Annotated in this window: 11 protein-coding genes and 1 pseudogene; 3 read left to right on the plus strand and 9 right to left on the minus strand. The window is 71.4% G+C overall.

The window, feature by feature from the left end; translation table 11 throughout:
• Window positions 1–17 precede the first annotated feature (17 nt).
• Complete coding sequence (locus O2L01_RS02730; protein WP_270120206.1) at window positions 18–974, plus strand: NAD-dependent epimerase/dehydratase family protein; 957 nt, start codon at window positions 18–20, stop codon at window positions 972–974.
• Here O2L01_RS02730 and O2L01_RS02735 read toward each other — a convergent pair.
• From O2L01_RS02735 to O2L01_RS02750, 4 genes are read right to left on the minus strand one after another with little or no spacing between them, the layout of a single operon-like run.
• Window positions 949–1,737 (minus strand): sulfite exporter TauE/SafE family protein, encoded by a 789-nt coding sequence (locus O2L01_RS02735; protein WP_270120208.1) that lies wholly within the window; start codon window positions 1,735–1,737, stop codon window positions 949–951. The genes O2L01_RS02730 and O2L01_RS02735 overlap by 26 nt on opposite strands.
• The gene (locus tag O2L01_RS02740) at window positions 1,734–3,233 is read right to left on the minus strand and encodes an aldehyde dehydrogenase family protein (RefSeq protein WP_270120210.1); all 1,500 of its coding nucleotides are present in this window, start codon (window positions 3,231–3,233) and stop codon (window positions 1,734–1,736) included. Before O2L01_RS02740 ends, O2L01_RS02735 begins: the two co-directional genes overlap by 4 nt.
• On the minus strand, window positions 3,230–4,033 hold the full coding sequence (locus tag O2L01_RS02745) for an IclR family transcriptional regulator (protein WP_270120211.1): 804 nt from the start codon (window positions 4,031–4,033) through the stop codon (window positions 3,230–3,232). Before O2L01_RS02745 ends, O2L01_RS02740 begins: the two co-directional genes overlap by 4 nt.
• Window positions 4,030–5,253 carry an L-talarate/galactarate dehydratase gene (locus tag O2L01_RS02750; RefSeq protein WP_270120212.1) on the minus strand — a complete coding sequence of 408 codons (1,224 nt, stop codon included), beginning with the start codon at window positions 5,251–5,253 and terminating at the stop codon, window positions 4,030–4,032. The genes O2L01_RS02745 and O2L01_RS02750 overlap by 4 nt, the downstream gene beginning before the upstream one ends.
• Before the next feature lie 241 nt (window positions 5,254–5,494).
• Here O2L01_RS02750 and O2L01_RS02755 point away from each other — a divergent pair, with 241 nt between their 5' ends.
• Together O2L01_RS02755 and O2L01_RS25610 are read left to right on the plus strand one after the other, a co-directional pair.
• The gene (locus O2L01_RS02755; RefSeq protein ID WP_270120214.1) at window positions 5,495–7,858 is read left to right on the plus strand and encodes an ABC transporter substrate-binding protein; all 2,364 of its coding nucleotides are present in this window, start codon (window positions 5,495–5,497) and stop codon (window positions 7,856–7,858) included.
• Window positions 7,859–7,920: 62 nt separating this feature from the next.
• Window positions 7,921–9,082: pseudogene (locus tag O2L01_RS25610) on the plus strand (macrolide family glycosyltransferase).
• A gap of 58 nt (window positions 9,083–9,140) precedes the next feature.
• Here O2L01_RS25610 and O2L01_RS02765 read toward each other — a convergent pair.
• The 5 genes from O2L01_RS02765 to O2L01_RS02785 form a co-directional block, all read right to left on the minus strand.
• Window positions 9,141–9,770: a dihydrofolate reductase family protein gene (locus O2L01_RS02765; protein ID WP_270120215.1), complete on the minus strand. Its 630-nt coding sequence runs from the start codon at window positions 9,768–9,770 to the stop codon at window positions 9,141–9,143.
• A 69-nt stretch (window positions 9,771–9,839) separates the two neighbouring features.
• Complete coding sequence (locus O2L01_RS02770) at window positions 9,840–10,316, minus strand: SRPBCC family protein (protein ID WP_270120216.1); 477 nt, start codon at window positions 10,314–10,316, stop codon at window positions 9,840–9,842.
• Window positions 10,317–10,440: 124 nt separating this feature from the next.
• Window positions 10,441–11,532: a DUF4185 domain-containing protein gene (locus O2L01_RS02775; protein ID WP_270120217.1), complete on the minus strand. Its 1,092-nt coding sequence runs from the start codon at window positions 11,530–11,532 to the stop codon at window positions 10,441–10,443.
• 19 nt (window positions 11,533–11,551) lie between these two features.
• Window positions 11,552–12,706 carry a GDSL-type esterase/lipase family protein gene (locus tag O2L01_RS02780; RefSeq protein WP_270120220.1) on the minus strand — a complete coding sequence of 385 codons (1,155 nt, stop codon included), beginning with the start codon at window positions 12,704–12,706 and terminating at the stop codon, window positions 11,552–11,554.
• 14 nt (window positions 12,707–12,720) lie between these two features.
• Complete coding sequence (locus O2L01_RS02785) at window positions 12,721–14,853, minus strand: glucosidase family protein (RefSeq protein ID WP_270120222.1); 2,133 nt, start codon at window positions 14,851–14,853, stop codon at window positions 12,721–12,723.
• Window positions 14,854–14,861: the final 8 nt, after the last annotated feature.

Here is a 14,861-nt window from a genome sequence, read left to right on the forward strand (position 1 = left end):
ATCTCAGGAGCTCCACCATGGACACCACTCCCCTGCACGTCGTCCTCGGCGCCGGACCCGCCGGGACCGCCATCGCCGCTGAACTCGCCCAACGCGGTCTCCGCGTCCGGCACGTCTCCCGCAGCGAGATCCCCTTGACCGACAAGCGGATCGAACGAGTCCGGGCCGATCTGTCGATCTCGGAGGCCGCGGTCGAGGCGACGTCAGGCGCGGCGGTCGTCTACCACGCGGTGAACGTGCCGTACCACCAGCAAGCCGAAGTCCTGCCCGGCATCACGGCCTCCGTGCTCACCGCGACCGCGCACCACGGCGCGCGACTCGTCGTGCTCGACACGCTCTACCCGTACGGCCAGGCCGACGGCGAGGCCATCACCGAGCGGACCCCGTGGGCCGCGACCAGCCACAAGGGGCGGCTGCGGGCCGAACTCGACCGCCAGTACCTAGCGACGCACCGCGCGGGCGAGGCCGGCGTCGCGCTCGGCCGGGCCGCCGACTTCTTCGGGCCCGGCGTGCTCAGCTCGACCCTCGGCGGGGCGTTCTTCCCCGGCGCACTCACCGGCGGGAAGGTCCTCGGCCTCGGCGACCTCGCACTCCCCCACAGCTACACGTACATCGGCGACGTCGCGCGCGGTCTCGTCACCCTCGGCACCGACCCGCGCGGCGACGGGCGCGTGTGGCACCTCCCGACCAACCCCGCGCTGGCGACCACCGAGGTGCACCGCATGGTCGAGGAGTTGATCGGGCGGCCGCTCGAGGTCGACGTGCTCACCGAGCTCGTCGCGTACGGGCCCTTCGACGAGCAGTTCATCGGCGAGTACGCCGAGATGTTCTACCAGCACCAGATCCCGCAGAACATGGTCTCGGCCGACTTCGAGGCGACCTTCGGCGTCCGGCCCACCCCTTGGCGCGAGGCGCTGCAGGCGACGCTCGACTGGTACCGCGCGGCGTTCAGTTCGCAACCGCCGAGAGGATGAGGAGGCTCGCGCCCACGCCTGAGAGGGCGAGCGTCGCGAGTTCGAACTGCCGCTGGTTGACGCGGTGCACCACCGCGCGGCCGATCAGCGCGCCGACCGCGACGGCCGGGATCAGGACGGCCGCCATGAGGAGCGAGTGCCAGGAGATGAGCCCGAGGCCGACGCTGAACGGGACCTTGAACAGGTTGACCGCGAAGAAGAACCAGGCCATCGTGCCGAGGAACCGCAGCTTCGGGAAGCCCGAGAGCATCAGGTACAGGACCATCACCGGGCCCGCCGCGTTCGCCATCATCGTGGTCGCGCCCGCCGCGACGCCGGCTCCGGCGGCGGCGCTGCGGCGTGCGAAGCCGCTGGGCGGCTTCGGGTCGTCCACCTTGGGCCGCATGCGGTTCCAGAGCTGCAGGGCGAGCATCGCCAGCAGGATCACGCCGATGAGCAGCCGCATCAGCGTGTCGTCCACGAAGTACAGCACGGCCGCGCCCGCCACCGTGCCGACCACGACCCACGGCGCGAGCCGCCCGAGCACCCGCCACTCCACGTGGCGCGAGTAGAAGCGGATCGCGAACAGGTCCGCGATGATGAGCACCGGCAGCAGCGCGCCCGTGGACTCCTTGGCGGGCAGCACGGTCGCGAACAGCAGGATCGGCAGCGAGCCGATCCCGGCGATGCCGGTCTTCGAGAAGCCGACCAGCGCCGCCGCGAGGGCCAGCATGGCCCAGGCGGCGACGCTTGTAGGAGGCACAGTGGCGGGGAGGGCGGTCACGGCCGCAGCCGGCCGTCCACGCGCTGCGGGACGGCGGCGTCGTCGTGAAGTTCGGGCGGCAGCACGGACTTCGGCGCGTTCTGCCACGTCATCGGGCGCAGGAAGCGGCGGATCGCGGTGGCGCCCACCGAGGTGTGGAGGGTGTTCGTCGAGGGCCACGGGCCGCCGTGGTGCTGGGCCCAGGAGACGAGCACGCCGGTCGGGAACTGGTCGAAGACGAGGCGGCCCGCGAGCGGCTTGACGAGGTCGACGAGCGCTTCGAGCTCCGGGTCCGCCTCGGCGGTGTGGAGGGTCGCGGCGAGGGAGGCGGGGAGGACGGCGAACGCGTCGCGCAGCTCCTCGGCGCTGGCGTAGCGGACGGCGATCGCGCTGGGGCCGAAGCATTCCTCGGCCACCGCGGGCGTGAAGTCGGCGGCGTCCACTTCGAGCAGTCGCGGGCTGCCGAAGGAGCCGGACGCCGGTGCGGCGGCGCCCGTGGCGAGTTCCTTGACGCCGGGCGCGGCGGTGTAGGAGGCCGCGATGGCCTGGTAGGACTCGGCGATGCGGGCGTTGAGCAGCGGGTGCGCGGCGGATTCGGCGATGAGGGCCGCGGCCGCGCCGAGCAGCTTGTCCCCGTCCGGTCCGGCCGGGACGAAGACGATGCCGGGCTTGGTGCAGAGCTGCCCGCCCGAGCCGGTGATGGAGGTGACGAGGCCGCTCGCGATGGCCTCGGCCCGTTCGGCGGCCGCGGCGGCGGTGACGACGAGGGGGTTGACGCTCGCGAGCTCGCCGTAGAACGGGATCGGCTCGGGGCGGGCGTTGATGATGTCCAGCAGCGCTTTGCCGCCGGTGAGCGAGCCGGTGAAGCCCACGGCCTTCACGGCGGGGTCGGCGACGAGGGCCGCGCCGGCCTCGGTGCCGAAGACGATGCCCACGGTGCCTGCGGGCGCGTCCACGTCCTCGCAAGCTTGGACCAGGGCCTCGAAGGCGAGCTGCGACAGGCCAAGGTGGGAGTCGTGCGCCTTCACGATGACCGGGTTGCCGGCGGCCAGTGCCGAGACGGTGTCGCCGCCGGGGACGGAGAAGGCGAGCGGGAAGTTGGAGGCGCCGAAGACGGCGACGGGGCCGAGCGGGACGAGGAGGCGGCGCAGGTCGGGGCCGGGTCCCATCGGGGTGTCGCCGGCGTGGTCGATGGTGGCTTCGAGGTAGCCGCCGTCTTCGACGACGGCGGCGAAGAACTCGGCCTGGTAGGCGGTGCGGGTGAGTTCGCCGTTGAGGCGGGCCTCGGGGAGGCCGGTCTCCTGCTGTCCGAGGGCGACGATGGCGTCGCGGCGTTCTTCGAGCCTGGCGGCGACGGCGCGGAGGAGGCGGGCGCGGAAGGCGCGGCCGCGCCGGTCGAGTTCGGGCGCGGCGGCGGCCGCGGCGGCGGTGAGGCGGTGTACCTCGTCGATCGCGGTGGGCGTGGCTGTCGAGACGTGTGCGCCGGTGCGCGGGTCGATGCTGGCGATGGCGGTCATGTGCGGCTCCTAGGTTCCGGTATGGCGGTCTGCTTCGTCCAGTCGCTGTGGCCGAGGCGGCGGGAGAGGGCGGCGGCGGTCTCGGCGACGAGGGGGCCGAAGGGGTCGCTCGCGGCGTCCATGCGGGCGGTGGGCCCGGCGATGCTGATGGCGGCGGTGACGGCGCCGCTCTGGTCGAACACGGGCGCGCCGAAGCAGGTGCTGCCCGCGTCGAATTCGCCGTGCTCTTCGGCCCAGCCGCGGCGGCGCGCTTCGGCCACGGCCTCGCGGAGGCGGCCGCGGTCGGTGACGGTGGCTTTGGTGAAGTCCTGCATGGGGAGTCGCGCGATGGTCTCCTCGCACCGGTCGGGGGCGAGGCCGGCGAGGTAGGCCTTGCCGACGGAGGTGGCGTGGAGGGGCCGGCGCGCGCCGAGTTCGGAGCGGACGTGCACGGACTGGTGGCCGATCTCGCGGAAGACGAACACGATCTCGTCGCCGCTGAGGACGCCGAGGCTGACGGTCTCGCCGGTGCGGTGGGCGAGGTCGCGGAGCATCGGCGGGGCGACGGTGAGGACGTCCATGTTGTGCACGGCGGCCATGGCCATGCGGGCGGCGGCGGGGCCGAGGCGCCACTGGCCGTCGGCGAGGGTCAGGTATTCGGCGGTCTCGAGCCGTTCGACGAGGCGGTAGACGGCGCTGCGGCTGACGCCGACGGCTTCGACGAGTTCGGCCGTGGTCGCCTTGCCGCGCATGGTGAGGACCTCGAGGATCTCGAGGGCCCGGTCGAGCGCGCCTTTGGGTGCTTCGGCGCGGGGGGTCACGCGGACGATCCGAACCGTTCGGTCGCCTCGGTCCAGGCGCGGGCCTGCTCGCTGAGGCTGAAGCCGAGCCCGGGGCGGGCGGGGACGATCATGCGGCCGTCGGCGATCTCGAGGCGTTCGTTGAAGAGCGGTTCGAGCCATTCGAAGTGCTCGACCCAGGGGTCGTGCTCGTAGGCGGCGGCGAGGTGGAGGTGGATCTCCATGGCGAAGTGCGGGGCCATGCGGACGCGGGCGTGCTCGCCGAGGGACATGATCTTGAGGAAGGGGGTGATGCCGCCGACGCGGGGGGCGTCGGGCTGGATGAAGTCGACGCTGCGGTGGCGGATGAGTTCGGCGTGCTCGGCGGTGCTGGTGAGCATCTCGCCGGTGGCGATGGGGGTGGCGAGTTCGCGGGCGAGGTCGGCGTGGCCTTCGGCGTCGTAGGCGTCGAGGGGCTCTTCGATCCAGGTGAGGTCGAACTCTTCGAGCTTGCGGCCCATGCGGATCGCGGTGCTGCGGTTCCACTGCTGGTTGGCGTCGACCATGAGCGGGAAGTCCTCGCCCAGGTGCTCCCGGACGGCGGCGACGCGGCGCAGGTCGATGCGGGTGTCGGGCTGGCCCACTTTGATCTTGACGCCGCCGATGCCGCTCGCGATGGCGGCGCTCGTGTTCTCCAGGACCTCTTCGATGGAGGAGGAGAGGAACCCGCCGGAGGTGTTGTAGCAGGCGACGGAGTCTCGGTGGGCGCCGAGGAGTTTCGCGAGGGGCAGCCCGGCGCGCTTGGCCTTGAGGTCCCACAGGGCGATGTCGAACGCGGCGATGGCCTGTGTGGACAGTCCGCTGCGGCCGACGGAGGCGCCGGACCACACGAGCTTGGTCCAGATCCGCTGGATGTCGTTGGGGTCCTCGCCGATGAGGTCGGGAGCGATCTCGCGCGCGTGGGCGTACTGGCCCTTGCCGCCGGCGCGCTTGGAGTAGCCGTAGCCGACGCCTTCGAGGCCGGACTCGGTGGTGATCTCCGCGAAGAGGAACGCGATCTCGGTCATCGGCTTCTGGCGGCCGGTGAGGACCTTCGCATCGCTGATCGCGGTCTTGAGCGGGAGGATCGCGTGCGAGATCCGCACGGACGCAATGCGGTCGACGCTGGCCTCACCGCGCTGGAGGGCGCTGAAGTGGCGCTCGTTGACCGCGCTCGTCTCGGTGGCGCTCGTGCGGTCGAGGAAGGTGGATTCGGGGGACATCAGGGTGCACTCGCTTTCCTACGCTGGAAAGTCCCATTCATTGGGAATTCATATCGATGAATGGGACGTGACGAGCTTAGGTCAGGCCGCGAAGCGGCGCAAGGGGGCCCGAACCGCTCCCGGCCCATAGCCCCTCGTTCGGATGAACGCATCCCGCAGGGCCGCAGGTGAATCTGTCGGATTCCCGACTCGCGCGCGCCAGCGTGGCCGAATCGACACACCCGGCTGAAAACATGTGCGAATGGCAACGAACACACCCCATGCCGGTAACGGCGGGCCCGCCGGGCCCGCCTCGCAGCCCTACGTCCCGACCGAGCGCCCCCGGCTCATCCTGGTCACCGGCACCGCGATCGACGGGCCGACCCTCGAGAACCTGCTGCGCAACCGCGAGTTCGCCGCCGTCGTCCCCTTCGGCCCCAAGGAGAACCGTCCCGGTGTGAGTGTCTGGGAGCGTTTCGCCGACCGCCCGGAATTCGCCCGGCACTCGCCGTTCAAGCTCCTCTCGCTCATGCTCGCCGCCGCCCGCGGGAACCTCACCGCCGCCGACGAGCAGACGCTCGGCTACGAGGCCCTCGCGCTCGTCCGCGAGAGACCGAGCCGACTCCTCAACCGGCTCAACCGGAGCGAGCCCACCGACCCGGGCGTGGGCCTCGGACTCAACCTCGTCGTGGCCTCGCTCGAAGTGCCGGTGAAGTTCACCCGGCTGCTGCGCGGCCTCGTGTTCGGCGGCGCCCGCAAGCGGCTCGTCAACCTCACCAGCACCGACGATCGCTGGGACGTCGTCTCCGTTCGCCAAGCGGCCCAACAACTCCCGCACGCGAACACGCGGGGCCCCATCGCCGAGCAAGCCCGGGAAGAGCAGGCGAAGGTCTACGGGCGCTCCTTCATCGCCGACTGCGCCGTCAACGGCATCGAACTCGTCTTCGCCGGCGTCGCCGACGGCGACGAGGCCCACGAGCTCACCGCCGCACTCAAAGCCGCCAGGCACGGCTCGAACGGGCGACTCCACTACTACGAGCACCGGAGCTCCAGCCAGACCATCCGCCCGGGCGAACTCGTCGGCCTCCTCCGGGACCTGCGCACCGGTGAGACCCGCTTCGCCGAATGGGACCACTTCGCGGCCACCGGACTCCCCAACGCCGCCAGACCGATCGTGCCCGGAAAGCAGCGCCGCCGCACCGTCGTCACGGCCACCGCGCTCACCCTCGTCGCCGCGCTGCTCGTCGCCGCCGGGGTCTTCTGGATCAGCGGCGGCTTCGACCCCGACCCGTGCGGCGAGCCGTTCGAGCGCGACGCGACCACCGGCGGCTGCGAGCGCGTGAGCGAAGGCGGCAACTGCGTCAACCCGATCCTCATGCCCGCCTGCGAAGCCGTCGCCCGGCAGAACGCGGCCGTCGGCGACGACGAGGACGCCTTCACCATCGCCCTCGCGCTCTCGATGACCTTCGAAGGCGACGACGCCAACTCCCCCGACGACATCGCCAACCAGATCCAGGGCGCGGTCGCCGCGCAGGCGCTCATCAACGAGAGCCAGTCCCCCAAGCTGCGCCTCCTCCTCACCGACCTCGGCCCCAGCAACGCCGCGTGGGACGAGGCCGCCGAGGTGCTGCTCGACCGCCGCGCCGAGGAGAACCTCATCGCCGTCGCCGGGCTCAGCGCCAGCTACGAGACCACCAAGCTGTTCATCGACCGCATGAACCGCGAAGGCCTGGTCGTCATGGGCTCCACCATCACCGGCGACAACATGCTCACCGGCAGCGAGGAGACCAACTCCGCGTTCCGCGTGGCGCCCACCAACACCCAGGAGGCCGAGGCGCTGGCGGCGTTCGTGCGCGAGCACGGCGACCTGTGCTCGGTGTTCAACGTGAGCGACACCGACCGCAGCTACGACTACGCGACCAGCCTGAACGAGGCGTTCCAGGCGCAGCAGGCCGCCGAGGGCTGCGCCACCGCGCCGCGGCCGTTCACCTTCAACGGCTCCAACGTCTCCGCGGTCAACCCGTCCCTGTTCGAGGAGACCGTGACGGCGATGTGCGAGGAGGTGCGGGAGGACTCGTACCTGTTCTTCGCCGGGCTCTCGCGGTTCGCGCTGCCCTCGCTCATCCGGAGCCTGACCCTCCGCAAGGGACCGTGCCTCGAGCACCGGATCACGATCATCTCCGGCGACAACGCCTCCTCGGTGCCGCACGACCGCTCGCTCGTGGCGGACATGCGCGGAGCCAACGTCGACCTGTACTACATCGGCCTGGCGCACCCGGACCAGTGGGCCGGGGCCGGGCCCGAGCACCAGTCCTCCTCCGAGCAGATGAAGAGCGCCGTCGACCAGCTCCTGCACCAGTTCGGGACGGACGCGAACCTCGCGAACGGCCAGGCGCTCATGTCCTACGAGGCCGTCCGCACCACCGCCCTCATCGCGCAGGGCCAGGGCCCCACGGTCACCGCCGACTCGCTGGCCGACGAACTGCGCGACTTCAGCGGCATCACCGCCACCGGGCCGCTCGAGTTCGACGGCCACGGCAACCCGGTCGGCAAGACGATGACCGTACTGGCGGCCACCACCGACGTCGAAGACCCGGTCGAGGTGATCGAACTGGTGACCGCGTGACCGGTTCGACGGGCCGCGCTCATCGATGGCGCTGCCCTCCGGGTGGCGTTACCCTCTCGTGCATGCATATCGCGATGATCGGCATTCCCGCCGTCAGCCACGTCCGGCCCGGTCTCGAAGTCGTCCGCGAGCTCGTCTCGCGCGGCCACCGCGTCACCTACGCCAACGACCCGCAGGTGTCGGACCTGATCAGCGCGAGCGGCGCCGAACTCGTCCCGTACCGGTCGACGCTCCCGGTCGCCGACAACGACTGGCCGGCGGACCCGATCGGCGCGATGGGCGTCTTCCTCGACGACGCGGTCCAGGCGCTCCCGCAGCTTCGCGAGGCCTACGACCGCGACCCGGCGGACCTGTACCTCTACGACATCGCCGCCTACCCGGCGCGGGCGATCGCCGAATCGCAAGGGCGCCCGTTCGTGCAGCTCTCCCCGGCGATGGTGGCCTGGGAAGGGTACGACGAGGAGGTCGCGGCGCCCCTGTGGCAGCTCCCCGGGGCCGAGGAGTACCGGGCGAAGTTCACCGCCTGGCTCGCCTCCAGCGGCGCGACCACACTCGACATGGACGCGTTCGCCGGCCGCCCCGCGCGGACACTCGCGCTGATTCCGAAGGCCATGCAGCCCAACGCCGACCGGGTCGACACCGCGACGGTCACCTTCGTGGGGCCGTGCTTCGAGCTGGGCGCGGAGGCCGACGGGTGGACCCGGCCGGCCGACGCCGAGAAGGTGGTGCTCGTGTCGCTCGGCTCGGCCTACACACGCCAACCCGGGTTCTACCGGGGAGTGCCTGAGCGCGATCGGGAACCTGGACGGCTGGCACCTGGTGCTCCAGATCGGCAAGTACGTCGAAGCGGAGGAGCTCGGCCCGATCCCGTCCAATGCGCAGGTGCACCACTGGGTGCCGCAGCGAGCGATCCTGGAGCAGGCCGACGCGTTCGTCACGCACGCGGGCATGGGCGGCAGCAGCGAAGGCCTGCTCGCAAGCGTGCCGATGATCGCCGTGCCGCAGGGAGCGGACCAGTTCATGAACGCCGACCGGCTCGTCGAGCTCGGCGTCGCCCGCCGTATCGACACGGCCGACGCCACCGCCGAGGCGTTGCGCACGGCCCTCCTCGAACTCGCAGCCGACCCCGAGGTCGCCGCGCGCTCGGCGGCCCTCCGCGCGGAGGCCAAGGCCGAAGGAGGCACCGCCCGCGCCGCCGACCTCATCGAGTCGTACCTGCCGTAACCGCCCCGGACGCGACGCGGCTCCGGCGTCGACCGGGCGGGGCGGCTGCGGGCGAACGTCAGGGGTCGGTCTGGAGTTCGGCGTCCATGTCGCCGGTGGCCGGTTCGCCCGCGGTCTCGTATTCGAGCTTGACCGTGCCGTTCGCGAAGATCCGCGACTCGGTCAGGCGCAGGGCCGCGGGCACCGCGCCGTCCCCGAACACCTGCTTGCCGCTCCCGAGGACGAGCGGGTAGACCCACAGGTGGAGCCGGTCGACGAGGCCGAGCCGCAGGAGCGACTGGACGAGGTCGAGGCTGCCGATCACGTGCACGGCCTCGTACCGCTCCTTGAGCGCCGGCACGGCCTCGGCCAGGTCGCCTTCGAGGAGGTTCGCGGTGTCCCAGCTCAGCGGGGCCTTGAGCGTGCGGGAGGCGACGAACTTCGGGACGCGGTTCATGAGCGCGGTGAAGTCGAACTCGGCGGGAGCCGTGGGCCAGTAGCCGGCGAAGATCTCGTACGTGCGGCGGCCGAGCAGGAGCGCGTCCATGCCCTTGGCCTGCTCGTAGATGAAATGCTCCTCGTCGCGGTCGATGAGCGGCGCCTGCCAGCCGCCGTACTCGAAACCGCCCTCGGGGTCCTCCTCCGGCCCGCCCGGGGCCTGCGCGACGCCGTCGATCGACATGAACTCGGTGACGATGAGCTTGCCCATGGTCCGCTCCTCCTGCTCGGGAATCCTCATATCGGTAGAGACGAGGCGGGTGCCCTGGATTCAGCGCCGTCAACCGGGCAGCGGCTCGCCGGTCTCGAGGAGGGTCTTGAGGCTCGAGATCAGCTCGGGCCAGCCTTCGGTGATCATGCTGCGCACGACGCTGCCGGGCGCGAAGCCGTCGTGGGTGACGGTGAGCTTGACCGTGGCCTCGGCGGGTTCGAGGTCGAACGCGACCTGGGAGCGGGGCTCGGCGGCGATCACGGCGAGCACGTCGCCGTCGACGCCGGAGCGCTCGGCCCAGTCGGGCGTGAAGGTGTGCCAGGTGTAGGCGAGGCGGCGGGGCGGGTCGGCTTCGAGGACGCGCTGGGCGGGGTCGGCGACGCTGCCGCCGCGTTCGCGCCAGGTCATCGGCGAGCCGGGCCGCCAGTCGGTGTCGAAGGACAGGTCCCAGTACCGCTGCGTGAACGCGGGCTCGGTCAGGCCCGCCCACAGCTCCCGCGGCGTGGTCTTGATCCGCGACCGGTACACGAACGCGTCGTCGCCCATGGCGGCTCCCCTCGTCGGTTTCCCGGATCAGCGTAGGCCTCGCACAGGCCTGAGGAGAGGCATCCGGGCCAGAGGCGGTGGCCTCTGGCCCGGGGGTGTTGCGGAATTCGGTCTTAGCGGTGCATCAGAAGTGCACGTCGATGTAGCGCGGGCGGTAGAGGCTCGCGTCGGCGTACAGGTCGGAGCCTTGGAAGCTGTTGACGTTGTAGGAGATCACGAGGGTGTCGCCGTCACCGAGGTTCGGGTGGGCCTTCGCGTTGTAGGTGAAGACGTTCCCGCCGGTCTCGGGGGTCGTGTACAGCTCGGTCTTGCCGGTGTACGGGCCCGCGAGGTCGCTGCTGGTGTACATGACGATCTTGGCGCTGAGCGGTTCGGTCGCGTCGCCGGTGACGAGCGTGAACCTGCCTTGGAAGCGCGAGACGCTGAACTCGTTGGAGACGCCTTCGAGGATGCGGCTCGAGCCGTTCGGGTCGTCGGTCCACTCCCCCGCGTTGAAGTACTCCCAGGCAGCGGTGGTCAGCGAGCCGCTGGGGACGCGGGCGAGGTGGGCGTACTTCTGGGCCTGGTTGTCCTCGACGCCGAAGACGTAGGTGTAGCCGTCGGCCGGGTCCTCGTAGATCGCCGAGCCCCAGTTGACAGTGGAGTCGGGCAGGTCGGTGACCGAGGTGAGGCTCATGTCGGCGGGGTCGAGGGTGGCGACGGCGTTGCCGACGAACTTGAAGTCGAAGACGCCGGTGCCGGTCTTGACGAACTCGAGGAGCATGACGCGGAGGACGCCGTTCTCGACGGTCGCGTCCCCGAACCAGTACCAGCGCTGGGTCTCGTCCGCGCCGGCGACCTTGACGAGCGATTCGGGGGCGGCCTCGGTGCCGCCGGTGTAGGTGGTGAGGACGCCGTCGTCGTCGACGATGATCGAGTTGTGGAGGAACGGCGAGTCGGCGGGGCGGCCGCCGTTCTCGTCGACCTCGCCCATGAACGTGTCCGAGTAGATCCACGCGGTCGAGCCGTCAGGCAGGTCGACGCTGTACGCGGAGTCGGCGCCGGTCCAGCGCCCGGCGGTGTCGGCGTAGGTGCCGAACCGCTCGGTGAGTTCGGTGTTGATCTCGGTGGAGACGGGTGCGGCGCAAGCGGACGGGGCCGCGCTCGCGGTGGCGAGCGGGACGGCGGCGGCCGCCAGCCCGGCCGCCAGGGCGAGGGTGAGCGATCGGTTGGTCATGGTCTGCTCCTTTGCAGGTTCATGTGGGGGTGGGGATCGCCCCGGCGGTGTGCCGGGCGAGGACGCGGTCGGCGAAGCGTTCGCCGATGAGGCGCTGCACGTCCGGGCCGGGGTGCAGGTTGTCCGGGAGGGGCATCGCGGCGGCGTCGCTTTCGCCGTACAGCGAGAGGCCGTCGAAGTAGTGCAGGTGCGAGTCGCCGTCGACGCGGCGTCGCTCCACTATGGAAGCCAGGGCGGCGCGGATGACCCGCAGCGAGAGTTTGCCCAGGGCCGTCTCGGATTCGGTGCCCGCCGCGATCGACCACTCCTCCGCCCGATCGGGGTCCTGTGTGGTCGGTCCGGCCGCCGCTTCGACGGGCTCGCACCAGATCGGCGAGACCAGGACGATCGGCGTGTCCGGGTGTCCGTCGCGGATGGTGTCCAGGAAGCCGTCGATCGCGGGCCTGAACGCGCGCACCCGCATCACGTCGCCGTTGACGAGGTTGATGCCGAGCTTGAGGCTGATCAGATCGGCCGCGGTGTCGCGGATGGTCCTGGCGGTGAACGGGTCGAGCATGGCGTTGCCGCTGAACGCGAGATTGGTCAGGTGCACGCCGGCCTGGAGCGCGGCGACCGCCGGCCAAGTGCCCGTGGTGGTCTCGGCCCGGTAGCCGTGGCTGATCGAGCTGCCGTGATGCACCCAGCGGAGCGCGCCGCCCTCAGGCATGGCGGTGACGGGCGCGTCGGCGCGGAGTCCGAGCAGCTCGACATGGTCGTAGTACGGGAGCCACACTTCCAGGTCGCGTTCGACGCCCGTGGCGAGGCCGGTGAAGCGCACGGTCGCGTCGGGGCCGGGCACGATCGCGCCGTCGGGCCGCTCGAAGGTGAACACGAAGCGGGAGCCCACGGGAGCCTCGGCGGACGCCACGACCGCGCCGCGTTCGGTGAGTTCGTAGACGCTGGGCGGCATGGGCGCTTCGGCGTCCGAGGCGATCCGCCGGGCCTGCACGTCGAGTTCGATCGCATCAGCGGCGGTGCGGATCGCGAGCCGGACCCCGGCGCTCTCGGCGCTGGTCTGCACCATGAAGCGGTCCGGGATCTGGCGCCTCGCCCACTGCGGCAGGCGGTGCGGGATGAGGCCGCGCTCGGTCGTCTCGACCTCGACCGCGCCGCGGATCATGCTTGGATCGATCATGATGGGCTGCAGGCTCATACGGCATCGGTCACGGTGCCGTCGGCGACAGTGCCGTCTGCATGGATGTCCACGAGCCGGTCGCCGATGCGCAGGCCCCGCAGGACCGCGTCCGGATCGAGGTCCGCGATGCAGCCGCGCGCCGCCGAGAACTCGGCGCCGGGCTTCGGGTCGACGCCGAAGAACGACTCGATCACCAGGGCCACATAGGCTCCGGCCGAGGAGCAGGCCCAGTCGATGATGTACGGGAGCTGCGGCGGGGCCTTGCGCGCGCCGCCGTTGACGGCGGGCACGGCCTCCTCGGTGAAGTGCGCCTGGCCGGGCGGGCCCTGGTTCGCGGAGCGGGCGAGGCCGGGCAGCCAGTCGATGGCGACCTCGGGTGCGCCGAGTGCGATGAGCGAACGCGCCGCGTCGGCCGGCCAGGCCGGGTACGCGCCGTTCCACTGGTGGTCGGGGCGGGGGCTGAAGCTCGCGTCGGAGTCCCAAGGGGACAGTGAGCGGAGCCAGGCCTCGGTCTGGAGTTCGCGCCGGTAGAACTCGACCATCTCGCGGCGGGTCGCCGCATCGAGGTCGGCGGCGATGGTGGTGCCGACGACGCTGAAGTCGTAGACGTGGCGCACCGGCACGCGCGTGCCGTCCGGCTGGCGGGCCGCGAAGTGGCCCCGGCCCGGCACGTAGAGGTCGGCGACGGCCTTGACGAGCGCGTCGGCCTCGGCGGTGAGCGCCGCAGCGCCGTCGGTGTCGCCTTGGGCGGCAAGGATCTCCGCGACCGTGCGGAGGTTCCAGACGTTCGCGGCGTTGAGGCTCGCGACCTCGTGCGTGTAGGAGCTGACGCATTCGAGGAGGTTGTCGATCTCGCCGTAGTCGGCGAGCGGACCCGTGCCGCGCAGGGACTGCCAGGCCAGGGCCCAGTCGCGCAGGTGCTCGCGGACCGGGCGACCGCCCGTGGTCTCGTCCAGGAAGCCGGTGTCGCGGGTGAACCGCAGGTAGTCGTGCACGAGGCGGGTCATCGCGTAGTCGTTCACGGAGTACCAGCGGCCCACGGGCCCGCCGGTGAGCGAGGAGGTCCCGAAGTGGGTGTGGATGTCCGAGGCGATCCAGTGCCGCAGTTGGGCTTTCATCGCCTCTGGGTCGAGGAGGGCGTGCGTGATGGAGCTGAGGCTGTAGTCCCAGATGAAGGTGGTGGTGGCCCAGTAGTTGGGCATGAGGGTGTCGTAGCTGCGGCCGAGCACGTTGCCCGCGAAGTCGCGCCGGAACCAGATGACGCCGAGCGCGCCCCACCAGTAGAGGCGGCGCAGCGCGTCGGAACTCGTCTCGAGCACGGGCAGGTGGCCGGAGAACTCGGTGTTGCCGGGCTCGAAGGCGGCTGCGAGTTGCCTGTCCCAGAAGGATTCAGCGGAGTCCACAGTGCTCGGTACGGCGGCGGCGACGCGGTCGAACGCGGCGTGCGCGGCGTCCTCGGTGGCGGCGACGGCGTGCACGTAGCCGAAGCGGGCGGTCGCGCCGGGGGCGAGGTCGAGGCGCACGGTGACCTCGCCGCCGCGTTCGATGCCGCCGATGCCGACCTCGTGCTCCCCGGCCATCGGGGCGATGCCGGAGAGGCGGACCTCGGCGGCGGTGTCGACCCCTTGGACGCTCCAGGCGGTCCCGGCCCGGTTCGTGAACGTGAGGCGGGCGTCGCCGAGGGCGGCGCGGTTGCGCTCCTCGGGGGTCACGGCGTCCAGCCAGGCGTCCTCGGCATGGGCGGCACCGGCGGCGAGAGTGAGCGTGATCGGCACCGTGCGGGCGGTGTCGCCGGTGTTGGTAGCGCTGACGTCGATCGCGACGGCGGTCTCACCGGGGGCGCAGACCGTGGTGGTGGTGAGGTCGAGGCCGGGCAGGGACACGCTGCGGCGCACGCGGTCCGGGCGCCACTCGTGGGTGATCGGGGCGCCGTAGGACTCGACGAGTCGGCCGTCCACGAAGCACGCGGCGGTGCGGGTGAGCCCCTGCGAGACCGGCGGGAACGTGACGGCGCTGATCGCGGTGAGGTCGTGGTCGACGCGGGCGGTGCCGAGGAAGTTGGTGAGGCCGCTCGGCGCGATCATGTCGTCGTAGTGGTGCGTGACAGTGTCGGCGGCGAGGTCGTCCACGGTGGGAATGAGTCGCATCAAGGCTC

Source organism: Glycomyces lechevalierae, from assembly GCF_027622945.1.
In the GTDB taxonomy this organism is placed as follows: domain Bacteria; phylum Actinomycetota; class Actinomycetes; order Mycobacteriales; family Micromonosporaceae; genus Glycomyces; species Glycomyces rutgersensis.